The sequence below is a fragment of the Barrientosiimonas humi genome (genome assembly GCF_006716095.1).
In the GTDB taxonomy this organism is placed as follows: Bacteria; Actinomycetota; Actinomycetes; order Actinomycetales; family Dermatophilaceae; genus Barrientosiimonas; species Barrientosiimonas humi.
Map to the genome: position 1 here is coordinate 1,281,581 of NZ_VFOK01000001.1, position 24,302 is coordinate 1,305,882.

Consider the following 24,302-nt stretch of genomic DNA (forward strand, 5'->3'; position numbering starts at 1 on the left):
CACGGCATCGTCGACACGACGTGTTGATCTCTGTCGCCTGACCTCTCCCGCCTAGAGCAAGCTCGCTGCGTGGCGGCCGGCGGCGGCGGCGGCGAGGAACGCCGCCTCGTCGGCGTCCAGGTCGCGGCCCATCGTGCGCAGCGGCACCGGTGAGGCCTCGAGCGCCCGGCGCAGCCCCTCGACCGGCACGTCGACCCGGCGCAGCCGGTCGTCGCTGAGCGCGACCATCGCGTCGGCCTGATCGGAGACGGTCGCGCCGAGCGGCCCGGCCAGCCCCGGCACCGGGAGGTCGGCGGGCACCCGGGCGACACGGGCGTACGCCGTGGTCGAGTGGTGCGAGACGCCCTGGTGACGCTCGCGCGGGTCGGCCTGCGACACGCGCAGCGCGGCGACGCCGCGGCCGCCGAGCACGTGGGTGGCGTTCAGTGCCTCGCCCGCGGCCACGCCGGAGAAGCCCCATCGGGTGCCGGTGCCGAGGTTGCCCGGGCCCTGGGTCAGCACGACGACGTCGGCCCCGAGCACCGCCCGGGCCGCGAGCAGCCCGGAGTGCACGGTGACCGCCTCCAGGTCCCCGCCGTACGCCTGCCCCACCGTCACCGAGCCGGCCAGCCACCCCGCGTCGCGCAGGCCGGCGACCGTGCGGGAGAAGGCGATCGGCAGCGCGCCGCCGTCGCTCATGACGTAGGCGACCCGCGGCTCGCCGCCCGCCGCCTCGCGCAGGCCGGCGACGACCGCCGGCAGCGCCGAGTGCAGGTCGGCGACCACGACCGGGAGCCCGCCCAGGTCGTCGGCCTCGCGCAGCAGCTCGTGGTGCGGCGACTCCTGCTCGTCGGCGCCGAGGACCATCGTCTGGGTGGGGGTGTAGCGCGCCTTGACCACGTGGCCGGGCGAGGGCGGCGGGTCCTCGGGCAGCGCGTCGGGCAGCGCCACCACCAGCGCGAAACCGCCGGTGCCGAGCCCGCGCTCGAGGGCGGCGACGTTGAGCAGCACCCGGTCGCCGACCGCGGGCTCGCCGACCTCGTCGAGATAGGTCAGCGCGCGCACCTGCTGCTCGCCGACCCGCACCAGGTGCTCCACGGTGCCGGCCGACCGGGACAGCTCCTGCTCGACCACGCCCTCGCGCCACCTGATCACGCGTCGCACGCTAGTACGAACTCCCTCGCTAGGGTTGGGGGCATGGCTGCGGCAACCTCACCAGCGCACAAGACCGAGCGACTGCTCAACCTGGTCATCTGCCTGCTCTACACGCGCCAACCGCTCGCCAAGCAGCAGATCCGCGCCGCCGTGCCGCAGTATGCCGAGGTCGCCTCCGACGAGTCGTTCGACCGGATGTTCGAGCGCGACAAGGACGAGCTGCGCGACCTGGGGATCCCGCTGCGCACCGAGGCGGTCGACGCGTTCTTCGACGACGAGACCGGCTATCGCATCGACCAGCGCGAGTACGCCCTTCCCGAGATCACCTTCGAGGCCGACGAGCTCACGGTGCTGGGCCTCGCCGCGCGCACCTGGCAGCAGGCGAGCCTCGGCGGCCCCGCCGCGCAGGCGATGCGCAAGCTGCGCGCGCAGGACGTCACCCGCGACGAGGCGTCGGTGCTCGCCCTCGAGCCGCGGGTGCGCACGACCGAGGCGGCGTTCGAGCCGATGAAGAACGCCGCGCTGCGCCACCAGGTCGTGACCTTCGACTACCGCAAGGGGCGCGGCGCGCCGGAGGGGCGGCGGCTGCAGCCGTGGGCGGTCACCAGCTGGCACGGCCACTGGTACGCCACCGGGTTCGACCTCGACCGCGACGCCCCCCGGGTGTTCCGGCTGAGCCGGGTGGTCGGTGCCGTGCGCACGCAGGGCAAGCCCGGCGCGTACGCCGTGCCCGACGACCACGACGCCGTCGCCATGATCGCCGCCACCGGCGACGCCGGGGCCACCACCCGGGCGCGGCTGCAGGTGCGCGCCGGCGCCGGCAACACGCTGCGCCGCAGCGCGACGGACGTCCGCCGGGTCGACGACGACTGGGACGAGCTCACCGTGGAGCGCACCGACCTCGGGGCCCTGGTGGCCGAGGTGTGCGGCTTCGGGCCCGCGGTGCTGGCGCTGGAGCCGCCGGAGCTGGTCGAGCAGGTGGGAGCCCGGCTCGACGCGCTCGTCGCCGCGCACGGAGGGGCGAGCTGATGGCCGCGCCGGAGAGTGCGACCGCGCGCCTGGCGCGGCTGCTGACGATGGTGCCGTGGCTGGTCAACCGCCAGGGCATCGACCTGCAGCAGGCCGCGCGCGAGCTCGGGGTCAGCCCCGAGCAGATCGAGGCGGACCTGCTGCTGCTGTTCGTCTGCGGCACCCCGGGCCACCTGCCCGACGACCTCATCGAGGCCGAGTGGGAGGACGGCCACGTCTACCTGCGCAACGCCGACACCATCGCCCGCCCGCTGCGGCTCGACCGCGACGAGGCGCTGGCGCTGATCGTCGGGCTGCGCACCCTGCTCGACGTGCCGGGGCTGGGGGAGCGGGCCGCGGTCGAGCGCGCCCTGGCCAAGCTCACCGAGGCCACCGGCGAGACCGCCGGCGACACCGGCCGGGTGCGGGTGGCCCTCGACGACGACGCCTCCGACACCGTGCTGCCGGTCGTGCGCCAGGCGCTGGAGCAGGACCGGCGGCTGCACCTGCGATACCTGGTCGCGGCGCGCGACGAGGCCACCGAACGCCACGTCGACCCGATGCGGGTGCTGAACATCGACGGCCACTGGTACCTCGAGGGTTGGTGCCACCGCGCGCAGGACCAGCGGCTGTTCCGGCTCGACCGCGTCGAGCGCGTCGCGCTGCTCGACGAACCCGGCACCCCACCCGCCGACGCGCGCCCGCGCGAGCTCGACGGCGGCGTGTTCCAGCCCTCGCGCGAGGACCTGCTGGTGCGGCTGCGCCTCGCGCCGGGCGCGAGCTGGGTCGCCGAGTACTACCCCGTCGAGCGGGTCGAGGAGACCGACGACGGCGCGAGCGTGGTCGACCTGCGGGTCGCCGACCCCGCGTGGGTGGTCTCGCTGGTGTGGCGGCTGGGCGGCCAGGCCACGGTGCTGGAGCCCGCCGAGATCGCCGAACGGGTGCGGGCGGGCGCGGCCGAGGCGCGCGCGGCGTACGCCTCGGAGTCTGCGTAGACTGAAACAGGTCCACCACAAGGGTGGGCTCGCTCCCACCGATCGGAAGAGGCGCCTGACGTGGCACGACTGTTCGACAACCCGATGGCCGTGATCATCCTGGTCCTGATCATCGTCGTCGTCTTCGGCTGGAAGCGTCTGCCCGACGCCGCCCGCAGCCTGGGTCGCTCGACCAAGATCCTCAAGAGCGAGCTCGGCGACCTGGGTGACAGCAAGGCTTCCCGCGAGACGGTGCAGGGCGAGACCCGGCAGCCGGGCCAGGGCGCGACGCCCGCCGGCGGACCGGTCCCCGGCGAGAGCGCTCCGGGCCAGGGCTACACCGCCCCCGGCCAGGGCTACCAGACCCCGCCGCAGGGCGCGGGCCAGGGCTACCAGCAGCCGACGTACGGCCAGCCGCAGCAGCCGGGCGGCCAGCAGCAGCCCCAGCAGCCCGGCGGGCAGCAGGAGGCGCCGCACTACCAGCCCCCGCAGTACCAGCCGCCCCAGCAGGGCGGCGGCCAGCAGGGCCGCTGAGCGCGCCCCGCCGGCACCCCTTGACGCGCAGCCTCTGACATGGCGCTGCTTCGGCGCAGGGCCGACAACCCCGAAGCCCGGATGTCGCTCGGTGAGCACTTCCGGGAGTTCCGCAACCGCCTGCTGATCTCGGCGACCGCGATCCTGGTCGGCGGGATCGTCGGCTGGATCCTCTACGACCCGGTGAGCATCGGCTCGTGGCGCTTCGACGGCGTCTGGAACTACATCATCGCGCCGATGAACGAGTACCAGCGGCGCAACCCGGGCAGCGAGATCCAGCCCAACTTCGGGCAGGCCACCCAGGCGTTCAGCCTGCGGATGAAGATCGCCTTCTTCGTCGGGCTCATCCTGTCCAGCCCGGTGTGGCTGTGGCAGATCTGGGGCTTCCTCGTGCCCGGCATGACCAAGCGCGAGAAGAAGGTCGCGCGGCTGTTCATCGTCACGGCGGTGCCGCTGTTCCTCGCCGGCTGCCTGTTCGGCGGCACGGCGATCACGAACATCCTCGAGGTGCTCTACAACTTCACCCCCGACACCGCGACGAACATCGTCGACGCGACCTACTACGTCAACTTCGTCACCAAGTTCATCCTGGTGATGGGGCTGTCGTTCCTGCTGCCGGTGATCCTGATGGCGCTCAACACCATCCGGATCCTCCCGGGGCGGATCATGCTCAAGGGGTGGCGCATCGCGATCATCGGCATCGCGGTGTTCGCGGCCATGATGTCGCCGACGCCCGACGCGTGGTCGATGTTCGTGGTGATGATGCCGATGGTGATCCTGTACTACGGCGCCTGCTTCCTCGCGATCCAGATCGACAAGCGTCGCGAGAAGCGTGAGCGGCCCGACTGGCTGGACCTGCCGGACGACCAGGCCTCCGAGATCTGAGCCGCGCGCCGACATACGCTCGGGGTATGCCCACCTCGCCTGCCGAGAGCTATGCCGCCGCGCGCGACCGGCGCCGGTTCGACAGCACCCACCTCGGCCGCTTCGCGCAGGGATACGACTTCCCGCTCGACGACTTCCAGGTGCGCGGCTGCGCCGCCGTGCAGGACGGCCGCGGCGTGCTCGTCGCCGCCCCCACCGGGTCGGGCAAGACGGTGGTGGGGGAGTTCGCCTGCTTCCTGGCCCTGCACACCGGCCGCAAGACCTTCTACACCACGCCGATCAAGGCGCTGTCGAACCAGAAGTACACCGACCTGGTGCAGCGGCACGGCGCGGCGAACGTCGGTCTGCTCACCGGCGACTCCTCGATCAACGGCGAGGCGCCCATCGTCGTGATGACCACCGAGGTGCTGCGCAACATGCTGTACGCCGGCAGCAGCACCCTCGACGAGCTCGGCTTCGTGGTCATGGACGAGGTGCACTACCTCGCCGACCGGTTCCGCGGCGCGGTCTGGGAAGAGGTCATCATCCACCTGCCGGAGTCGGTGCAGGTCATCTCGCTGTCGGCGACGGTGAGCAACGCCGAGGAGTTCGGCGACTGGCTGACCGAGGTGCGTGGCGACACCGAGGTCATCGTCGAGGAGCACCGGCCGGTGCCGCTGTGGCAGCACATGATGGTCGGGCGCGACCTGATGGACCTGTTCGTCGAGGAAGACCGAGCCGGCGAGGGTGACGACGACGCGGCCCTGGCAGTCAACCCCGAGCTGCTGCGCCGCATCCAGCGCGCCGACGCCGACGCCCGGCCGCGGCGCGAGGACGCCGGTGCGCCCCGCGGGCGGCGCGGCCGCCAGACCCGGGGCCGCCGCGGTGGCCCGCCGCCGCGCGGCGGCCGGCCGGGCGGCGGTCCGAGCCGCGCCGAGGTCATCGACCGCCTCGACCGCGACGGGCTGCTGCCGGCGATCACCTTCATCTTCAGCCGGGTCGGCTGCGACGCCGCGGTCGGGCAGCTGCTCGCCTGGGGCACCCAGCTGATCCCCGAGGAGGAGGGGCGCAAGATCCGCCGGCTCGTCGAGGAGCGGGTCGCCGGGCTGCCCGAGGAGGACCTCGGCGTCCTCGGCTACTGGGACTTCGTCGAGGGCCTGTCCCGCGGGTTCGCCGCGCACCACGCCGGGATGCTGCCGACCTTCCGCGAGATCGTCGAGGAGCTGTTCACCGCCGGCCGGATCAAGGCGGTCTTCGCCACCGAGACCCTGGCGCTCGGCATCAACATGCCGGCACGCACCGTCGTGCTCGAGCGGCTGGTGAAGTTCAACGGCGAGAACCACGTCGAGATCACCCCGGCCGAGTTCACCCAGCTCACCGGTCGCGCCGGCCGTCGCGGCATCGACGTCGAGGGCCACGCGGTCGTGCTGCACCACCGCGGCGTCGACCCCGAAGCGGTCGCCGGCCTCGCCTCGACCCGCACCTATCCGCTGCGCTCGAGCTTCGTGCCGACCTCCAACATGGCCGTCAACCTGCTCGACCGGGTCGGTCGCGGCCCGGCCCGTGAGGTGCTGGAGTCATCGTTCGCCCAGTTCCAGGCCGACCGCGCGGTCGTCGGCATCTCGCGCGCGATCCGGCGCAACGAGGAGGGCCTGGAGGGTTACGCCGACGCGATGCGCTGCCACCTCGGCGACTTCGCCGAGTACGCCCGCATGCGCCGCGAGCTCAGCGACCTGCAGAAGCAGGCGCACAAGCGCCCGGCGGGCAGCCTGCGCGCCGCCGCCGCCCAGTCGCTGACCCGGCTGCAGCCCGGCGACGTCGTACGCATCCCCACCGGGCGGCGGGCCGGTCTCGCCGTCGTCATCCCGGGCCGGCGCGGCTCGCAGCGCGGCGGGGGAGACCCGCTGGTGCTGACCCTCGACGCGCAGATCCGCAGCCTCGGCGAGAGCGACGTCACCGAGCCGGTCGAGCCGATCGCCCATCTCGACGTGCCCCGCACGTTCAGCGGCCGCAGCCCCCGGTCGCGCCGCGACCTCGCGGCCACGCTGCGGGCGAAGGTGCCGCACGACCCGCCGCGCCGGCCCTCCGCGGCCCGCGACGAGGGAGAGGACGACGCCGAGCGCGCCGAGCTCGAGCGGCTGCAGGCCGCGCTCAAGGCGCACCCGTGCCACGAGTGCCCCTACCGCGAGGACCACGCGCGCTGGGCCGAGCGGTGGTGGCGCCTGGAGCGCGAGACCGAGGGGCTGCGGCGCAAGGTCAGCAACCGCACGCACACGGTCGCACGCACGTTCGACCGCATCTGCGACCTGCTGGCCGAGCTGGGCTACCTCGACGAGGACGGCCAGAAGGTCACCGACGACGGGCGCATGCTGCAGCGCATCTACACCGAGAAGGACCTGCTCGCGGCCGAGTGCCTGCGCCGCGGGGTCTGGCGCGGGCTCGACCCGGCCTCGCTCGCCGCGGTCGTCAGCACGCTGGTGCACGAGCCCCGGCGCGAGGGGGCCGACCTGGCGCCGCGCATGCCCACGGGCCAGGTGCAGGACGTCGTGCGCGAGATGGACAAGATCTGGAGCGACCTGGAGGACCAGCAGCGGCTGCACCGGCTCACGCCGATGAACCCGCCCGACGCCGGCATCGCCTGGATGGTCCACCGCTGGGCGAGCGGCCAGCGCCTCGAGGTGGTGCTGCGCGACAGCGAGCTGTCGGCCGGTGACTTCGTGCGCCGCTGCAAGCAGCTGGTCGACCTGCTCGACCAGGTCGCCGACGCCACCACCGACCCGGCGCTGCGCAAGAGCGCCCGCAGCGCGGTCGACGCCGTGATGCGCGGTGTCGTCGCGGCCGACCGCCTCGACTGATCCGCGAACCCGCTGTCACGACGCCGTCATGACCGGCGTGCGTCCACGCCCGATGTCGGGGGTTGTGACGGCGTACGGCCCGCGTGGCGTGCGCCTACGCCCGATATCGGGGGTTGTGACGGCGTACGGCCCCCGCGGCGTGCGTCCACGCCCGATATCGGGGGTTGTGGCCGGGCTGCGCCGCGCCGTACGTCAGTAGCGGCTGCCGCGCGGGCGGCGCGGCTCACCGGGCGGGTACTCCCCGTCGTCGGTGCCGTCGTCGACCTGGAACAGCAGCTCGTTCATGCGCACGTGCACCTGCTCGACATCGGGGATGTCGTGCAGCCGCACGCCGGCCTTGTCGGTGGCGTCGGAGACGATGAGCGTGCCGCAGCCGAGGATCCGGTCCAGCAGGCCCTTCTCGTAGGTCACGTCGTTGATCCGGTAGAGCGGGATGTCGCGGCCGGAGCGGGTGACGATGCCCTCGCGGGTGATCAGCCGCCGGTTGGTGATGACGTAGATCGTGTGCCGCCACTTCATGATCGGCACGACGACCCACGCGATCGTCGCGAGCAGCGCGATCCCGAGCACCACCCAGGTCAGCCACCCGGGCCAGTCCTGGGAGCGCACCAGCCAGATCGCCCCGAGCGTCAGGGCCACGATCAGCACCAGCGCCAGGACCGGCAGCACGATCTTCTTGACGTGGGTGCGCAGCTCCAGCTCGACGCGTTCGCCCTGGGCCAGCAGCTTGTCCGAAAAGGCCATGGGCGCATGGTGCCACGGACCCGCGCGGGCCCGGGACGCTCAGGCCGGCAGCGGCGGGAGGTCGAGCGCGGCGAGCAGCCGGCCGACCGGGGTGCGCGCGTCGTACGTCTGCGCCAGCTCCGCGAGCCGGTCGGGGTCGGCGACGCGGGTCGGCAGCGCCGTGTCGAGCCCGTCGGGCACCGGCACGTCGAGCGCGACGTCGACGACCTTGGGCGCGACGTCGAGGTAGTCCGAGGCCGCCTCGAGCCGGGTGCGCTGGGCACCCTTGAGCTGCGGGTCGCCGTCGGCGAGCGCGCGGCGGATCCCGGCGAGGTCGCCGTACCGGTTGATCAGCGTGGCCGCGGTCTTCTCGCCGATGCCGGCCACGCCCGGAAGCCCGTCGCTGGTGTCGCCGCGCAGCACCGCCATCTCGGCGTACGCACGGCCCCCGGTGATGCCGTACTTCGCCTGCAGGAACGACTCGTCGACCAGGTCGGGCTCACGCACCCCGCCGCGCGCGGTGTAGAGCACCCGCACGCTCTGCTCGTCGTCGGCGAGCTGGAACAGGTCTCGGTCGCCGGTCACGACGTCGACGGTCGAGACGCCGTGCGCCCGGTGCGCGAGCGTGCCGATGACGTCGTCGGCCTCGTAGCCGTCGACGCCGAGGCGGGTGATCCCGACCGCGGCCAGCAGGTCGACGATCACCGGCACCTGCGGGGTCAGCTCCTCGGGCGACTCCTCCTGCACGTCGCTGCCGTCGACCAACCGGTGGGTCTTGTACGACGGGATCGCCTCGACGCGGAACGCCGGCCGCCAGTCGTTGTCCCAGCACGCGACCAGGTCGGTCGGCGCATACGCGGTGACGAGCGTCGCGATCATGTCGGTGAAGCCGCGGACCGCGTTGTTCGGCGGCTGGTCGGGGGAGTCTCGCCGGTCGGGCACCCCGTAGAACGCCCGGAAGTACAGCGAGGCCGAGTCCAGCAGCATGAGGCGGCGCGCAGTCATGCGGCACATGGTGGCAGGTCGTTCCCCCGCCGCGGGGCGGGCTTGGCCCTAGGGTGTCCGGCATGGAGGCACTGGACCGGCAGATCGTGCAGCTGCTGGCCCGCGACGGACGGATGAGCTTCACCGACCTCGGCCGGCACACGGGGCTGTCGACCTCGGCCGTGCACCAGCGGGTCCGCCGGCTCGAGGAGCGTGGCGTCATCCGCGGATACCGCGCCTCGCTCGACTACGAGCAGGCCGACCTGCCGCTCACCGCGCTGATCTCGGTGACGCCGTTCGACCCGGCTGCGCCCGACGACGTGCCGGAGCGGCTGACGCACATCACCGAGATCGACTCGTGCTACTCCGTCGCCGGTGACGAGAGCTACGTGCTGCTGGTGCGGGTGGCCTCGCCGTCGGCGCTGGAGGAGCTGCTCGCCAAGGTGCGGGCCGCGAGCAACGTCACGACCCGCACCACCGTCGTGCTCAGCACGCCGTGGGAGGACCGCTCGCCGATCGACCGCCCAGACGCCGTCGAGGTCGACGAAACCGCTTGAGCCGCAAGGCCGTTCAGCGCTTGGTGCCCGGCAGGATTCCGGCGTCGATCACGGCCTTGACGAACGGCCGCACCTCACCGAGCAGCTGCGCGGCGTCCTCGTCGCCGGCCCACACCGCGGCGTCGTCGGTGGCCGCCTCCATGGCGTCGTAGAGCGCGGCGCCCTCGTCGGTCATCGTCTCCGCGCCGTCCTCGAGCCGCAGCAGCCCGCGGTCGGCGAGCCGCCCGGCCGCCGCGAGCCACTGCTCCTCGCTCCAGCCGCGGGTGACCTGGGCGAGCTTGCGGCCCAGCCCCCGCTTGCGCACCGCCGGGTCGGGGTGGCTCGCCTCGTGGAAGACGACGGCCTCGGTCGGTGCGAAGCCGGCCTGCACCAGCACGGCCAGGTGGCCGTCGCCGCGCCACTCGCGCAGGACCGCCGTGGCGTGCCACAGCCCCAGGTGCGGCTGCTGCGGCCACGGCTGGGCCGCCCAGGCCGAGGCCAGCGGCCGCCCGGCGTACGTCTGTGCCTCGGCGACCCCGCGCAGCCGGGAGACGATCCCCGGCAGCGCCGGGTCGTCGACCCGGTCGCCCAGGGCCTCGCGCAGCGAGCGGTCGACGGCCTGCTCGCGCAGCGCCATCACCTGCTCCAGACCGTGCTCGCTCGCCCGGCGCCACGCCGGTTCGACCACCTCGGGGGAGAAGTTGAAGAAGCACGCGGTGACGACCGACGGCGCCGCCGCGCCGAGCGGGCCGCCCCGGGCACCGGCGTACAGCGCGCTCCAGTCCAGACCCGCCGACTCGGCGAGCTCGCCGAGGTGCGGGCTGAAGTAGGCGAGCACGTGCAGCGGCTCGAGCGTCTCGTACGCCTGTCGCGCCGTCGCGCGCGCAGCGTCGTCGTGCCGGAACGGGACGGTCATGGGGAGTCCTCCGTCGTGGTGGGCGTGGTCAGGCTCGGGCGATGTCTGCGGTGGTCGCGTCGGTGACCCGGACCAGGTCGGCCGGTGCGAGCTCCAGGTCGAGTCCGCGACGGCCGCCGCTGACCAGCACGGTGCCATGCTCCAGGGCCGAGGTGTCGACGAGCGTGCGCAGCTGTCTGCGCTGACCGAACGGGCTGATGCCGCCGACGACATACCCGGACGAGCGCTCCGCGGCGCGCGGGTCGGCCATCGCGACCTTCTTGACGCCGAGCGCTGCGGCGACGGCCTTGAGGTCGACCTGGCCGGTCACGGGGACGATCGCGACGGCCAGGGCCGAACCGTCGTCGACCAGCAGCGTCTTGAGCACGCGGGCGGGGTCGACCCCCAGCGCGTCGGCGGCCTCCTGACCGAAGTCGGTCACTGCGGGGTCGTGGTGATAGCTGCGCTCGGCGAAGTCGACGCCGGCGGCCTGCAGCGCGGCAGCGGCGGGCGTGGGCGCGGACCGCTTGGCCATCACGAGTCTCCCGTCAGCACGACTCGGCCGGGCTCTCGGCGGCGTGGGCCCCGGTCCGTCGCGCACGTGCCTGTGCGCGCAGGGTGCGCCGGCGGGTGAGCACGTGCCCGGTCCACAGCAGCGCCGCGCCGACCGTGAGCGACAGCGCCGTCGCGGCGAGGCCGAGCCCCGAGCCGGAGACGGCGGGGGAGACCACCGAGCTGATCACCGCGCCCATGATCAGCTGGGTGAACGCCTGCACCGACGCGGCGGCCCCGCGCGCGTTGCCGGGCGCCCGGTCCAGGATCGCCAGGATCATCACCGGGAAGGTGAGCGCGATGCCGAACGAGGTGAGGCTCGGGCCCACGACGGCCCAGGGGAGGGCGACGTCGCCGGCGAGCGCGGCGTACACCACGTTGCCGAGGCCCGTGACGAGGCTGATCGCGAGGCCCAGCGTCGCGATGCGGCCCGGGGTGGTGCGCCCGCCGAGGCGCCCGGCCACGTAGGACCCGACGACCAGGCCGCCGATCATCGGCACGAACAGCACCCAGTAGTCCTGCTCCCCGCGGCCGAGCAGTCCCTCGACGATCGCCGGGGCGGAGGAGATGTAGAGGAACATCGCGCCGAAGTTGAGCCCCGTCGCGACGGCCAGCACGGTGGTCGGCAGGTCGCGGTAGCGCCGCGCCACCGACCGGATCACGGTGCCGGCGCGGAACGGCTGCCGGTCCTGCTCGGGCAGCGACTCGCGCAGCCCGAACGTCGCGGCCAGCGCGAGCCCGGCACCGAGCGCGGCGAGGAACCAGAAGATGGTGCGCCAGCCGTACGGCACGAGCAGGCCGCCCACGATGGGCGCCACGGCCGGGGCCGCGCCGAAGACCATCGTCACCTGGCTGAGCAGCCGCTGCGCGGCCGAGGCGTCGAGCAGGTCACGGATCATCGCGCGGCCGACGATCGTGCCGGCGCCGGCGAAGATCCCCTGGGCAGCACGGGCCACGAGCAGCAGGCCGAAGGAGGGGGCGAGCGCGCAGGCCACGGCGGTGACGGCGTACGCCGCGCACGAGGCGATGATCACCGGGCGGCGGCCGAAGGCGTCGGACAGCGGTCCGTGCAGCAGCGACATCAGCGCCAGGCTCACCAGGTAGACCGAGATCGTCTGCTGGAGCGCGGGCGCGGTCACGTCGAGCTCGTCGGCGATCGCGCCGAAACCGGGGAAGATCGTGTCGATGGTGAACGGCCCGATCATCGCCAGCAGCGCGAGCATCAGCACCAGTCCGACGCGGCGCTCCTGCGGTCGGGGGCCGGGGTGCTCGTCACCGACCCATCCTGACGCACGCCCTCACGGCACCCGCCGGCCAGGTCAGCCCTCGGTCCGGGTTCGGCCATCGAGTCGAAAATTTCTTGGCCGCGAACGCATCGCGCTGACCTGCGAGAACGCGAGAATGCCCAGGTCAGCGGCCAGTTGACACGGTGTGCCTCGTCGGTAGATTGCCGTTCTAGCGCCGGTCCTTCCGAGCGACCGATGCACCAGACGATGGGCCCCTCGCCTAGTAGACAACAGGCGCGTTGCACCCGCTGCGCGTGACTGGCCCCAACGGCGAGGTGGCCCATCTGTCATGTCGGGGGAGGGGCCCGCTGGCCCGCGACGGCGCCGCGCGGGGCTCTCGGCGTTCGCCCAAGTTGGCCCCCTACGATCACGCCGTGCCGCTCCGCTCCCTCCTCGCGATCGCCGCCGGCCTGTGCCTGTGGCTGGCCCAGCCCGGACCGCAGATCTGGCCCCTCGCCCTCGTCGGTGTCGCGGGGCTCGCGTACGCCACGGCGGGCGTGGACCGGCTGCGCGACGGCTTCCTGCTCGGGGTGCTCACCGGGCTCGCCGCGTTCGTCCCGACGCTGAAGTGGAGCGGGATCTACGTCGGGCCGATGCCCTGGCTCGCGCTCAGCGCCTCGCAGGCGGTCTACGTCGGCTTCCTCGGCATCGCGCTGGCGCTGCTGCAGCGCGACGGGAGGGTACGCGTGCTGCTGGGTGCCGCCAGCTGGGTCGCCATGGAGTGGGCCCGGTCGACGACGCCGTTCGGCGGCTTCCCGTGGGCGCGGCTGGCCTTCTCGCAGGCCGAGTCGCCGCTGGTCCACCTGGCCTCGGTCGCCGGCGCCCCGGGCGTGACCTTCGTCGTCGCGGTGATCGGCGGGGCGCTCGCCCTGGCCGCGCAGCGCTGGCAGGCGCGCCGGTGGGGTGCGGGCCTGGTGCCGGTGGCGGCCGCGGGCGCGCTGGTGCTGGTGAGCATCCCGTGGCCGACGCCGACCGACGGCAAGCCGCTCACCGTGGCGGCGATCCAGGGCAACGTGCCCGCCCCGGGCCTGGACTTCAACGCCGAGCGGCGCGCGGTGCTGGACAACCACGCGGGGCTGACCCGGCAGGTCGCGAGCGACGCCGCCGCGGGACGCGGCCCCAGCCCCGACGTGGTCTTCTGGCCGGAGAACTCCTCCGACATCGACCCGCTGCGCAACCCGGACGCGCAGCAGGTCATCACCGACGCCGTGCGCGCGGCCGGGGTGCCGACCGTCGTCGGCGCCGTGCTGCAGGAGCCGGCCCCCAACGTCAGCAACACCTCGCTGCTGTACGGCCCCGACGGGCAGCTCCTGGACCGTTACGTCAAGCAGCACCCGGTGCCGTTCGCGGAGTACATCCCCTACCGCTCCTTCTTCCGGATGTTCACCGACAAGGTCGACCTGGTGCGCAACGACTTCACCGCGGGCACGGAGAGCACCGTCTTCCAGATCCCGACCCGCAGCGGCACGGTGCCCACCGCGCCGGTGATCTGCTTCGAGGTGGCCTACGACTCGCTCGTGCGCCAGCCGGTGCAGGACGGCGCCCAGCTGCTGCTGGTCCCGACCAACAACGCCACGTTCGGCTACTCCGACGAGTCGGTGCAGCAGCTGGCGATCTCCAAGCTGCGCGCCATCGAGACGGGCCGCAGCGTCGTGCACATCTCGACCGTCGGCGTCAGCGCGCTGATCCGCCCCGACGGCACCGTGACCCAGCAGTCGGGGCTGTTCACCCGCGACGCGCTGGTCGACGACGTGACGCTGCGCACCGAGCAGACGCTCGCCACCAAGGTGGGTCGCATCCCCGAGGTCGCGCTGAGCGTGTTCGCCGCGCTCGGCATGCTGGTCGCCTGGCGCAGCCGACGCGCCAGTAGGGTTCCTTCTCGTGCATCCCGGTCGGCCCGACCGGGGAGCGACGAGAAGGAAGCCGATGACAGGTCCTGACCCAGCCTCCCGTGCTGCGCGGCGGCGAGTCCTCGTGCTCGTCCCCACCTACAACGAGCGCGAGTCGCTCCCGACGATCGTGCGCCGGCTGCGCGCGTCGGTGCCGGCCGCCGACCTGCTGGTCCTCGAGGACAACTCGCCCGACGGCACCGGCGAGATCGCCGACCAGCTGGCCGCGGCCGACCCGCACGTGCAGGTCATGCACCGCACCGCCAAGGAAGGGCTGGGCGCGGCGTACCTCGCCGGTTTCGCCTGGGGCCTGGAGCGCGGCTACGACTTGCTCGTCGAGATCGACGCCGACGGCTCGCACCCGGCCGAGGTGCTGCCCCGGATGATCGAGGAGGCCGAGCACGCCGACGTCGTCATCGGTTCGCGGTACGTCCCCGGCGGCTCGGTCGTCAACTGGCCCTGGCACCGGCAGGCGCTGAGCCGCGGCGGCAACCTCTACATCAAGCTGCTGCTCGGCATGCCGGTCAACGACGCGACCGCGGGGTTTCGGGTCTATCGCGCCTCGGCGCTGCACACGATGGGCCTCCAGGCGGTCGAGTCGATGGGCTACTGCTTCCAGGCCGACCTCACCTGGCGCGCGACCCGGGCCGGTCTGCGGGTCGTCGAGGTGCCGATCCGGTTCGTCGAGCGCGAGGTGGGGGAGTCGAAGATGAACCCCGAGGTCGCCCGCGAGTCGCTCGTGCGGATCACCGAGTGGGGTGTCGGCTACCGGGCGCGGCAGGCGCGGAACATCGCGACCGGTGCCGCGCGTTCTCTCCACGAGAAGACCCGCAAGCCTCAGGAGTGAGCCCCGCATGAGCCACCCGTCACGTCCGCAGCAACCGAACCGGAAGTGGCGGGCCGCCGTGCCCCTGTTCCTGCTCGCCGAGGTGCTCGTCGTGATCGGGCTGTTCCAGCTGATCGGCTGGTGGACGATCGTCGTGCTGCTGGCCATGTCGGCGCTGGGCCTGCTGGTCATCACCCGCAGCTCGCGCCGCGCCTGGCGCGACATCCGCACCATGCGCCGCACCGGCGTCGCGCCCGAGCGCACGGCCGGCGACGCCGGCTTCACGCTGGCCTCCGGCGTGCTGCTGATGATCCCGGGCGTGCTCAGCGGCCTGCTCGGTCTGCTGCTGCTCGTGCCGTTCACCCGCGTCGCCGTGCGCCGCACCGTCGGGGTCGTCGCGACCCGCAAGGTGCTCGGCGCGATGGGCGTGCGGGTGTACGACGGCGCCGGCACCCAGCTGTTCGGCGACGTCGTCCCGGGCGAGCGGGCCGAGCAGCCGCGCCCGACGTACGAGCAGGTGCCGCGCCAGGCCATCGAGGGCAAGATCGTCGATGGCGGCGGCAACCGCTGACTGGCGCTGACGCGACGCGCCCAGAGACGGCCCGAACGCGGGATCAGCCCGGTGACCTCGCGGTCACCGGGCTGATCTGTCGTATGCCTGCGCGGAGTCAGGCGGTGCGCTTGCGCCGCGGCTTCTCGCCACGGGTCTCGCGCAGCCAGGTCAGGCGCTCCTCCAGCAGCTCCTCGAGCTCGGGGATGGAGCGACGCTCCAGCAGCATGTCCCAGTGGGTGCGCTGGGGCTTGGTGGGCTTGCGCTCCGGCTCGGGCCCGTCGATCAGCTTGGCCTCGCGGCCGCACCGGCACTCCCAGATCGGGGGGATCTCCGCCTCGACCGAGAACGGAAGCTCGCTGATGTGGCCCTCAGGGCAGGAGTACCGGGTGATCTGGCGCTCGGAGAACGCAACCCCCGCCTCGGACTCCAGCGACAGCGTGCTGAGGTTCGTCCCCCGCAATGAACGCTCTGCCATGTCATCTCCTCAATCGTCGCCGGGGCCGTGTCGTGGATGGGTGGACACGGTGTCGTGCTGTGCAACGACCGGAACCCTCTCGGTGTTCCGTGGACGTCCGAGCGGCGAACGGCCGCGCCCCGCCCGGCGGCGCGCCCGGGCGGAAAAAGCGTGACTGCATCAGGGACGGGCGGGGCGGCCGCCCGGTTGCATGATCTTCGTCACAGACGCGTCACACCACGCTGGGCATCGGGTTGCCGGCCTGGCGGATGCCCTCGCGGATGTCGCAGCGGGCGAGCAGCACGCCGCCGACCACGAAGAACAGCACCAGCGCGATGATCGACAGGCGGTAGGAGCCGGCCAGCTGGTAGACGAGGCCGAAGATCAGCGCGCCGAACCAGCTCGTGCCGCGCTCCATCGCCTGGTACAGGCTGAAGAACTCGCCCTCCCGGCCGCGCGGGATGAGCTGGCTGAACAGCGAGCGGGCCAGGGCCTGGGTGCCGCCGAGCACGATGCCGATGCCGACGCCGAGGACCAGCCACAGCCCGAACTGCTGCTCGGGCATGAAGAAGGCGATGATCACCACGACGGTCCACAGCACCAGCCCGCCGAGGATGACGCGCTTGGCGCCGAGCCGGGCGGCGAGGCGGCCGAACAGCAGCGCGCCGCCGAACGCGACGAACTGCACGAGCAGCACGGTGGTGATCAGCTGGCTCTCGCCGAAGCCGAGCTCCTCCTGGCCGTAGAGGCTGGCGCTGGAGATGACGGTCTGGATGCCGTCGTTGAAGAACAGGTAGGCGACGAGGAACAGCAGCGTGTTGGGGTAGTGCCGCATCTCGCGGAAGGTGTCGGCGAGCTGGCGCAGGCTGCCGCCGACAACGCCCGCGCGCACGTCGACCGGCTTGGCGCGGGTGCCGTGCAGCGAGCGCAGCCCGAGATAGGGGATGAGCGTGAAGACCGCCCACCAGACGCCGGCGGACAGCAGGCTCACGCGCACGGCCTGCCCGCGGGTGAGGCCGAGCGAGTCGTACGCCGAGAGCAGCACGAGGTTGAGCGCGAGCAGGATGCCGCCGCCGAGATAGCCGAACGCCCACCCGCGGCTGGAGACCCGGTCACGCTCGTCGGGCCCGGCGATGCGCACCAGCAGGGAGTCGTAGACGACCAGCGAGGCGCCCAGGCAGATGTTGGCGATGATGATGAGCAGGACGCCCAGCTGCCAGTTGGTGCCCTGCACGAAGAACATCGACGCGGCGGCGATCGAGCCGGCCCAGGCGAAGCCGCCGAGCAGCCGGGTGGGGCGCGGCGAGCGGTCGGCGATGGCCCCGACGAAGATCAGCGTGATCGCCGACAGGATGGTCGCGACGGTGATGGTGTACGGCGCGAGCGAGCCTGGCGAGATCGGCAGCCCCAGCACCGACAGGTTGGTGCTGCACTGGGCGCCCTCGGCGAGGCCGGGGCAGGCGGCCTCCTTGGCGACCGCGGTGAGGTAGGGGGAGATCAGGACGGTCGCGGTGGTGGTGACGTAGGCCGAGTTGGCCCAGTCGTACCAGTACCAACGACGCTGCAGCCGGCTCCGCTCGTCGGCGGGGAGATCGTGGGCGATCGTGGCCTCGGTCACGGGGGCAAGCGTGGCACAGCCGTCGCCGCACGCGCCCCATCCGTCACAACTTCATGCCTAGGGGTGTTGCATTCGGCGGTCCGTTTGGCGACAGTATGGGCACCAAAGTTCGCCTCACGAAGGAGCTGACATGGGTATCGGCGACAAGATCGGCAACATGGCGCAGGACGCCAAGGGCAAGGCTCAGGAGGCGCTCGGCAACGCCCGCGACGACGAGGGCCAGCAGGCCGAGGGTCGCGCGAACCAGTCCGAGGCTGACCTGAAGCAGGCCGGCGAGAACGTCAAGGACGGCGACTTCAAGGGCGCCGCCGGCGACGTCAAGGACTCCTTCAACAACTGAGTCTCCTCGCGCCGACAACAGCGCACGGCCGCCCCGACCTGCTCAAGGTCGGGGCGGCCGTTCTGTACGTCCGCCGCGCGATCCCGGCGACTCGCGCCGGTGACCGCCGGTGACCGGCGGGGGCGCGGAGCGACGCCGGGCCAGCCGATACGCTGGCCGTTCGTCGTCAGTCGTGGCACGCGGGGATGCAACCGAGGGGGGAGGTGCCATCCGTGGTCGAAGAACGAGGTAGCCGTGCCGGCAGCCGGTTCGGGCCGTACGAGCTGAAGCACCTGCTCGGTCGCGGGGGCATGGGCGACGTCTACGAGGCGCTCGACACCGTCAAGGAGCGGGTCGTCGCTCTCAAGCTGCTGCCCGAGGCCCTGGCCGAGGACCAGGAGTATCGCGAGCGCTTCCGCCGCGAGGCGCGCACGGCCGCGCGGCTGCAGGAGCCGCACGTCATCCCGATCCACGACTTCGGGGAGATCGACGGCCGGCTGTTCATCGACATGCGGCTGGTGCGCGGGCGCGACCTGCGCTCGCTGCTGAAGCAGAACGGCCCGCTCGGGGCGGCGCGCAGCGTCGCCGTCGTCAGCCAGGTCGCCGCGGCGCTCGACGCCGCCCACCGCGACGGGCTGGTGCACCGCGACATCAAGCCCGAGAACGTGCTGATCACCGACGGCGAGTTCGCCTACCTCGCCGACTTCGGCATCGCCAGCTCCGCGCAGGACACCCGGCTGACCGGAACCGGCAGCGCGGTCGGGTCGGTGGCGTACATGGCCCCGGAGCGGTTCCGCGACGAGGAAGTCACCGCCGCCGCCGACATCTACTCCCTCGGCTGCGTCTTGTACGAGTGCCTCACCGGCCGCACGCCGTTCAGCTCCAGCACGATCGCGGCCCTGGTGGCCGCGCACCTGTACGACGCGCCCCCGGCCGCCAGCCAGCAGGCGGGGGTCGACGCGCGGCTCGACGGCGTGGTGGCCCGGGCGCTGGCCAAGGATCCGCGCGACCGGTTCCCCAGCGCCGGGGCGCTGGCCGACGCCGCCCGCGGTGCGCTGTCGGCGCAGGACCAGGAGGCCGCGACGAGCATCATGCGCCGCTCGGCCGGCGGGGGAGCCGCTGGTGGGCTCGCGGCCGGAGGGCTGGCCGCCGGTGGGGTCGCAGGCGGCGCGGCTGCTGCCGCCGGGACCGGCGGCGCCGGTGCTGGCCCGGGGCCGACGGCAGGCCCGGGTGCGGGCACGGGCGGGCAGGGTTCCGGTCCGGGCGGGCAGGGTTCGGCAGGAGGCGCGGGGACGACCCGGCAGGTTCCGGGGCGGGCGCAGGACATCACCGCCCAGCTGCCCAAGATCACCGGGGCGGGCACCACCCGTGGCGCAGGCGGTGGGGGCGCTGGCGGTCGCGGTGTCGGTGCCGGCGGGCTCGCCGCCGGTGCAGGCGTCGCGGGTGCCGGTGCGGCGGCTGCCGCAGCAGGTGGCGGCGGTCGCGGCGGGGACGCGTGGCAGGGCGACGGCGACGGCTACGACGGGTCCGACGGTGACGCCTGGGGCGAGGACTCCTACGCCGCGGGCGGTGCGGGCGGTGCCGGCCACGCAGGTGGTGGTGGCGCGGGCGGTGCCGGTCGCGCGGCCGGCGGTGGCGGCGGGGGTAACCCGCCGCGGGCGTACCCCGAGCGGGCGCCGCAGCCGGAGGGGCGGCGCGGTCCGGCCTCCTGGCTGCTCGCGGCGGCGGTCGCGGCGATGCTGCTGCTCGGCGGGGTGCTGCTGTGGAACCAGCTGCGTGACAACGGTGGCGGTGCCGCCGACCCGTCGGGCTCCGGGGGCACGCCTCCGGCCACGAGCGGGCCCGCCGGGTCCGGGTCGTCGGGGTCGGACCCGGGCTCCGACTCGCCCGACGGCGAGGGTCCGAGCACGCTGCCGGACCAGACGCCCTCGTCGAGCCAGGAGACGCTGCCCGACCCCACCGAGAGCGAGACGACGGACGAGGACGACTCGCCGAGCCCGGAGCCGTCGACGCCCGAGCCCTCGAGCCCGTCCAGCTCCTCCAGCGAGACGTCCGACGACGAGGAGACCCAGGAGCCGTCCGGGCCCACGCTCAGCGGCGCGGGGTACGACCGGCAGGGCTGGACGCACAGCGGCGCCGCCCGCTGCAACGCCGACGACAACGCGCGCATGGTCACCCGCACGGCGTCGGCCTACGTCGTCATCTGCGCCCGCGCCGACAACGGCAACACCTACTACCGCGCCTACCAGACCGACAGCGGCAACGCGATCGAGATCGGCTTCCCGGTGCGATCCGGCGGTGGGTGGACGGTCTCCAACGACGGCTACGTCTATCGGATCACCCCGAGCTCGCTAACCATCCGCAACGGCAGCAAGGAAGTCCTCAACGAGGCCACCCAGCTCTACGACGAGGTGCCCTGATGGCCGGCCGGCGCCCCGTGGTGTTCGACCACATGTACGAGCGGATCATGATCATCGGCATGGTGCTCGTCGGCGGCCTGTGCCTGATCGCGGGGGTGCTGTCGACCGTCGCGGTGCTCGCCGTCGACGGGGTCAACGAGCGGCTGTGGATCTTCGCTCTCGTCCTGGTGGTCGCCGGGGTCGCGCTGGTGGGCGGTGCGTACGCCTGGTTCGCCCGGTTCACCCGGCAGGAGGACCGCCAACGCACGCGCGCCCCCAACGCATGAAACCGGGTTAGGTGCATCTGACCCTGATGCATCGAGGTTAAACGCACGAAACCCGGTTTCATGCGCGGCTGGGGGCCTCGGCCTGGTCACGCCGGGGTCATGACTGCGCGGTGGTCTGGCGGCGTGCGCCCAGCGCGGCGATCGCGGCCAGCAGCACGATGATGATGGCCGCGAACCAGGTGATGACGGTCGTGGCGGGCAGCTGCAGCATGGCCAGGCCCATGCCGAGCACGGGCACGATCAGGCCGAGGTAGGAGAACAGGAACAGTCCCGCCAGGGCCTCGCCGCGGCGGTCGGGGGCGGCCATGGCGACGACCTTGCCCACGGCGTCCTTGAACAGCACCCCCGAGCCGATGCCGGTGACGATGCCGCCGACGAGGAAGGCCGTCAGGCTGGTCGACCGCATGCCGATGACGAGCACGACCAGGCCGAGGGCCTGGAGCACCAGACCGAGCGGCTGGCGCGCGTTCTCGCGCAGGTGACCGGTCAGGGTCTGCGCCGCGGCAGCCGCAGCGAACACGGCGAACACGATCACGCCGGCGAGGGCGCGGGAGGGGCGGTGGAGCTCACCCGCGAGGAACGCGGGGGCCACCGAGGTGAACAGCCCGAACACGGAGAAGGCGGCGATGCCGGCTCCGGCGGCGGCGACGTACGCCGGCCTGTCGCCGTGGTCGGCGCTCACCCGCTGCGGGCGGTACGGGCGGCTGCCCCAGCGCAGCTCGACGGTCTCGGGCGTGGCGAGCACGGCGACGATCGCGAGCACGAGCAGGCCGGCGAAGACGGCGTAGGGGGTGCGCAACGGGCCGTCGACCCACTGCGCGAGGCACCCGGCCACGAGCGTGCCGGCGCCGAGGCCGCCGATGTTGGCGGCCGTGGAGACGATCTGGAAGCGCTGCGGGGAGGCCTCGGGGCGGTGCGCGCTGTGCAGCTCGTGCAGGTGCGCCGTCGCGGTGGCGGTGAGCATGCCGACGCCGAGACCGCTCACGACCCGGCCGACGATGAGCGCCGGGAGAGCGCTGCTCAGCAGGAAGACGACGGCGGCGACGAGCTCCAGCGCCAGCGCGGTGACCAGCACCCGCTTGCGTCCGACCCAGTCGGACACGTGGCCGGCGAGGATCAGGCTGGTGATGACCCCGACCGCGTAGACCGCGAAGACCACGGTGACGGTGAAGGTGGAGAAGCCGTCGGCCTGCATGTACAGGGGGTAGAGCGGCGTCGGCACCGTCGAGAACGCCATCGCGACGAGGAAGGCGAACGCCACGCACCAGAAGCCGACGCCGTGGCGCGCCGAGCCGGTGCGCGCCGGCTCGGCCGCTCGGGCGCGGCTGTCGGCCGGGACGGCGGGGGTGGGTTGCTGGGACGGCGGCGCGGACACGGTCGGGCCTCTCGGGGGTGCGTGCGGGGGATCTGCGTCCACTGTGCGCTTGCCCCAAACATCATGTCCAACGAAGATCAGTGCTGGTCAGAATCACGAATCGTGATGGTCGTTTCGGAGGGTGCCGTGGACCTGCGCCAGCTGGAGTACTTCCTCGCCGTGGCCGAGGAGCTGAGCTTCACCCGGGCCGCCCACCGCCTGCACGTGGTGCAGTCGGGCGTCTCGGCGTCGATCAAGAGCCTCGAGCGCGACGTCGGCGCACCGCTGCTCGACCGCAGCTCGAAGCATGTGCGGCTCACCGACGCGGGCGCGCGGTTGGTGCCACAGGCGTACGCCGTGCTCGAGGCTGCGCAGCGGGCCCGCGACGCCGTGGCCGCCGACGACGGAGAGCTCAGCGGGACCGTGCGGCTCGGCACGATGACGTCGGTGCGGCTGCTCGACGTGCCGGCGATCCTGGGGGAGTACCACCGCCGCCACCCGCGCGTGCAGCTGCTCATGACGGCGGCGCCGACGGGGTCCCGCGGGCTCGTCACGGCACTGCAGGAGCGGCGGCTCGACCTGGCCTTCGTCGCGACGCGCACGGGGCCGCCGGGCATCCGGTTCGTGCCGATCGCCGAGTCCGAGCTGCGGCTCGTGGTCCCCGAGGACGACGAGCTCGTACGCCGGTCGCGGGTCGGTCTGCCCGACCTCGCCGGGCGGTCGTTCATCGACGCGCCCGAGGGCTACGGCACCCGCGCCGTCATCGACGCGGCGTTCGCGGAGGCGGGCGTCGGTCGGCGGGTGACCCTCGAGATCAACGACCTGGGAACGGGATTCGACTACGTGCGCCACGGGCTCGGCATCGCGCTGCTGCCGGACTACCTCATGCCCACCAGCGACCTGACCGGCGTCGCCGTGCTGCGCATGGACGACGTGGCCGACCTGACGTGGCCGGTCGCGCTGGCCGCCCGTGCCGACCGCGCCCCCAGCGCCGCGGCGGCCGCGCTGGAGGAGCTGGTGCGGGAGATGACCGTCGCGGGCAACCCCGGGGCCGGGTAGCCGTGCGGCGCGGCCCGTCGCCGGAGGGCGCTGCGGTGCGGCGGGCATACCAGATCGGCACGGTGCGTTGAGGGGGTCGTGGACGTGATGGACGCCGTCGTGATCGGGGCCGGGCAGGGCGGTCTCGCCGCGTCCTACTTCCTGCGGCAACGCGGGGTCGACCACGTCGTGCTCGACGCCAACCCGGTGCCGGGCGGCGCGTGGCAGCACCGGTGGGACTCGCTCACGATGCGCGACGTGCACGGTGTCGCCGACCTGCCGGGATCGCCGGCGCCGGAGCGCACCGGCGAGCGTGCCAACGTCGCCGTGCCGGCGTACTTCGCGGCCTACGAGCAGCAGCACGACCTTCCCGTCGAGCGACCCGTCGACGTCGACCGGGTGACCAGCGACGGCGACCTGCTCGTCGTGCACGCGGGGGAGCGGCACTGGCGCACGCGCGCCCTGGTCAACGCCACCGGCACGTGGACCAGGCCGAACTGGCCGAGCTATCCCGGTGTCGAGGACTTCGCCGGTGAGCAGTTCCACACCGCGACCTACCCCGGGCGCGAGCACCTGCGCGGCAAGCGCGTCATCGTCGTCGGGGCCGGTGCGTCGGCCGTGCAGTTCATCGGCGAGCTCGCGCCGATCGCCGACGTGGTGTGGGTGACCCGCCGGCCGCCGCAGTGGCGCACCGACGACTTCGGCCCCGAGACCGGGCTGCAGGTCGTCACCGAGGTGGAGAAGCGGATCGTGGCCGGCCTGCCGCCGATCAGCGTCGTGGGCGCCACGGGGCTGATGCTGCGCGAGCAGGAGCACGAGGCGGACGCGCTGGGGGCGTACGACCACCCGCGCCCGATCTTCGAGCGCATCGTCGCGCACGGGGCCGAGTGGGCCGACGGCACCGTCGAGCAGGCCGACGTGATCCTCTGGGCGACCGGATTCCGTTCTGCCGTGGACCATCTCGAGCCTCTGGGGCTGCGTGGACCGCACGGCGGCATCCCGCTCGACCGGGTGCCGCGCAACGTGCAGGCCGCCAACACGGCGTCCCGCGACCCGCGGGTGCACCTCGTCGGCTACGGCCCCTCGGCGAGCACGATCGGCGCGAGCCGCGCCGCGCGCCGGGCCGCCATGGAAGTCGCTCAGCAGGTCGCGACCGAGCGCGAGTCTGCGTCCTGATCCAAGCCGCCGCGCTCAGGGGCGGCCGGGGCTAGGCTCACGTC

Annotated in this window: 23 protein-coding genes; 14 read left to right on the plus strand and 9 right to left on the minus strand. The window is 73.3% G+C overall.

Going from position 1 to position 24,302, the window contains the following annotated elements; translation table 11 throughout:
- Positions 1 to 51 precede the first annotated feature (51 nt).
- Positions 52 to 1,134 (minus strand): DUF3866 family protein, encoded by a 1,083-nt coding sequence (locus FB554_RS05975; RefSeq protein WP_142005136.1) that lies wholly within the window; start codon positions 1,132 to 1,134, stop codon positions 52 to 54.
- 42 nt (positions 1,135 to 1,176) lie between these two features.
- Between FB554_RS05975 and FB554_RS05980 the strand changes: the two genes are divergently transcribed.
- The 5 genes from FB554_RS05980 to FB554_RS06000 are packed head-to-tail and all read left to right on the plus strand — an operon-like array spanning position 1,177 to position 7,369.
- The gene (locus tag FB554_RS05980) at positions 1,177 to 2,163 is read left to right on the plus strand and encodes a helix-turn-helix transcriptional regulator (RefSeq protein WP_142005137.1); all 987 of its coding nucleotides are present in this window, start codon (positions 1,177 to 1,179) and stop codon (positions 2,161 to 2,163) included.
- Positions 2,163 to 3,137: a helix-turn-helix transcriptional regulator gene (locus tag FB554_RS05985; RefSeq protein ID WP_142005138.1), complete on the plus strand. Its 975-nt coding sequence runs from the start codon at positions 2,163 to 2,165 to the stop codon at positions 3,135 to 3,137. The genes FB554_RS05980 and FB554_RS05985 overlap by 1 nt, the downstream gene beginning before the upstream one ends.
- A gap of 60 nt (positions 3,138 to 3,197) precedes the next feature.
- Positions 3,198 to 3,650: a twin-arginine translocase TatA/TatE family subunit gene (locus FB554_RS05990; RefSeq protein WP_236022300.1), complete on the plus strand. Its 453-nt coding sequence runs from the start codon at positions 3,198 to 3,200 to the stop codon at positions 3,648 to 3,650.
- A 39-nt stretch (positions 3,651 to 3,689) separates the two neighbouring features.
- Positions 3,690 to 4,535 (plus strand): twin-arginine translocase subunit TatC, encoded by an 846-nt coding sequence (gene tatC, locus FB554_RS05995; RefSeq protein ID WP_142005139.1) that lies wholly within the window; start codon positions 3,690 to 3,692, stop codon positions 4,533 to 4,535.
- Positions 4,536 to 4,561: 26 nt separating this feature from the next.
- The gene (locus FB554_RS06000) at positions 4,562 to 7,369 is read left to right on the plus strand and encodes a DEAD/DEAH box helicase (RefSeq protein ID WP_142005140.1); all 2,808 of its coding nucleotides are present in this window, start codon (positions 4,562 to 4,564) and stop codon (positions 7,367 to 7,369) included.
- Positions 7,370 to 7,561: 192 nt separating this feature from the next.
- Here FB554_RS06000 and FB554_RS06005 read toward each other — a convergent pair whose 3' ends face one another.
- Together FB554_RS06005 and FB554_RS06010 are read right to left on the minus strand one after the other, a co-directional pair.
- A complete protein-coding gene (locus tag FB554_RS06005; protein ID WP_142005141.1) occupies positions 7,562 to 8,113 on the minus strand; it encodes a PH domain-containing protein in 552 nt (183 codons plus the stop codon).
- 39 nt (positions 8,114 to 8,152) lie between these two features.
- Complete coding sequence (locus tag FB554_RS06010) at positions 8,153 to 9,097, minus strand: 5'-3' exonuclease (protein ID WP_142005142.1); 945 nt, start codon at positions 9,095 to 9,097, stop codon at positions 8,153 to 8,155.
- A 62-nt stretch (positions 9,098 to 9,159) separates the two neighbouring features.
- Here FB554_RS06010 and FB554_RS06015 point away from each other — a divergent pair, with 62 nt between their 5' ends.
- On the plus strand, positions 9,160 to 9,633 hold the full coding sequence (locus tag FB554_RS06015; RefSeq protein ID WP_142005143.1) for an Lrp/AsnC family transcriptional regulator: 474 nt from the start codon (positions 9,160 to 9,162) through the stop codon (positions 9,631 to 9,633).
- A 13-nt stretch (positions 9,634 to 9,646) separates the two neighbouring features.
- Here the strand turns inward: FB554_RS06015 and FB554_RS06020 are convergent, their stop codons facing one another.
- The 3 genes from FB554_RS06020 to FB554_RS06030 are packed head-to-tail and all read right to left on the minus strand — an operon-like array spanning position 9,647 to position 12,282.
- Entirely contained in the window at positions 9,647 to 10,528 is an 882-nt protein-coding gene (locus tag FB554_RS06020; RefSeq protein WP_142005144.1) for an SCO6745 family protein, read from the minus strand.
- Positions 10,529 to 10,556: 28 nt separating this feature from the next.
- Positions 10,557 to 11,042, minus strand: coding sequence for a Cys-tRNA(Pro) deacylase (gene ybaK, locus FB554_RS06025; protein ID WP_142005145.1), 486 nt, complete (start codon positions 11,040 to 11,042; stop codon positions 10,557 to 10,559).
- Between the two features lie 13 nt (positions 11,043 to 11,055).
- Positions 11,056 to 12,282, minus strand: a complete 1,227-nt coding sequence (locus tag FB554_RS06030) for a multidrug effflux MFS transporter (RefSeq protein ID WP_142005146.1) — start codon at positions 12,280 to 12,282, stop codon at positions 11,056 to 11,058.
- A gap of 437 nt (positions 12,283 to 12,719) precedes the next feature.
- Between FB554_RS06030 and lnt the strand changes: the two genes are divergently transcribed.
- Genes lnt through FB554_RS06045 form a run of 3 tightly spaced genes read left to right on the plus strand, consistent with a single transcriptional unit; the run spans position 12,720 to position 15,631 of the window.
- Complete coding sequence (gene lnt / locus FB554_RS06035) at positions 12,720 to 14,285, plus strand: apolipoprotein N-acyltransferase (RefSeq protein ID WP_142005147.1); 1,566 nt, start codon at positions 12,720 to 12,722, stop codon at positions 14,283 to 14,285.
- Complete coding sequence (locus tag FB554_RS06040; protein WP_142005148.1) at positions 14,272 to 15,081, plus strand: polyprenol monophosphomannose synthase; 810 nt, start codon at positions 14,272 to 14,274, stop codon at positions 15,079 to 15,081. Before lnt ends, FB554_RS06040 begins: the two co-directional genes overlap by 14 nt.
- A gap of 7 nt (positions 15,082 to 15,088) precedes the next feature.
- Entirely contained in the window at positions 15,089 to 15,631 is a 543-nt protein-coding gene (locus tag FB554_RS06045) for an FxsA family protein (RefSeq protein WP_142005149.1), read from the plus strand.
- A gap of 97 nt (positions 15,632 to 15,728) precedes the next feature.
- On the opposite strand, the gene FB554_RS06050 is transcribed toward FB554_RS06045, so the two are convergent.
- Both FB554_RS06050 and FB554_RS06055 read right to left on the minus strand, forming a co-directional pair.
- Positions 15,729 to 16,088, minus strand: a complete 360-nt coding sequence (locus FB554_RS06050) for an RNA polymerase-binding protein RbpA (RefSeq protein WP_142005150.1) — start codon at positions 16,086 to 16,088, stop codon at positions 15,729 to 15,731.
- A gap of 211 nt (positions 16,089 to 16,299) precedes the next feature.
- Complete coding sequence (locus FB554_RS06055; protein WP_142005151.1) at positions 16,300 to 17,685, minus strand: MFS transporter; 1,386 nt, start codon at positions 17,683 to 17,685, stop codon at positions 16,300 to 16,302.
- Between the two features lie 130 nt (positions 17,686 to 17,815).
- Between FB554_RS06055 and FB554_RS06060 the strand changes: the two genes are divergently transcribed.
- The 3 genes from FB554_RS06060 (at position 17,816) to FB554_RS06070 (ending at position 20,690) form a co-directional block, all read left to right on the plus strand.
- Positions 17,816 to 18,025 (plus strand): CsbD family protein, encoded by a 210-nt coding sequence (locus tag FB554_RS06060; protein ID WP_142005152.1) that lies wholly within the window; start codon positions 17,816 to 17,818, stop codon positions 18,023 to 18,025.
- 212 nt (positions 18,026 to 18,237) lie between these two features.
- On the plus strand, positions 18,238 to 20,424 hold the full coding sequence (locus tag FB554_RS06065) for a serine/threonine-protein kinase (protein ID WP_211344537.1): 2,187 nt from the start codon (positions 18,238 to 18,240) through the stop codon (positions 20,422 to 20,424).
- On the plus strand, positions 20,424 to 20,690 hold the full coding sequence (locus FB554_RS06070; protein WP_142005154.1) for a hypothetical protein: 267 nt from the start codon (positions 20,424 to 20,426) through the stop codon (positions 20,688 to 20,690). The genes FB554_RS06065 and FB554_RS06070 overlap by 1 nt, the downstream gene beginning before the upstream one ends.
- Before the next feature lie 97 nt (positions 20,691 to 20,787).
- Here the strand turns inward: FB554_RS06070 and FB554_RS06075 are convergent, their stop codons facing one another.
- Positions 20,788 to 22,065, minus strand: coding sequence for an MFS transporter (locus FB554_RS06075; RefSeq protein WP_142005155.1), 1,278 nt, complete (start codon positions 22,063 to 22,065; stop codon positions 20,788 to 20,790).
- 105 nt (positions 22,066 to 22,170) lie between these two features.
- On the opposite strand from FB554_RS06075, the gene FB554_RS06080 reads away from it, so the two are divergent.
- Both FB554_RS06080 and FB554_RS06085 read left to right on the plus strand, forming a co-directional pair.
- Entirely contained in the window at positions 22,171 to 23,103 is a 933-nt protein-coding gene (locus FB554_RS06080) for a LysR family transcriptional regulator (protein WP_236022448.1), read from the plus strand.
- A gap of 87 nt (positions 23,104 to 23,190) precedes the next feature.
- Positions 23,191 to 24,258 carry an NAD(P)-binding domain-containing protein gene (locus FB554_RS06085; protein WP_338070576.1) on the plus strand — a complete coding sequence of 356 codons (1,068 nt, stop codon included), beginning with the start codon at positions 23,191 to 23,193 and terminating at the stop codon, positions 24,256 to 24,258.
- The last annotated feature ends 44 nt before the right edge of the window (positions 24,259 to 24,302 follow it).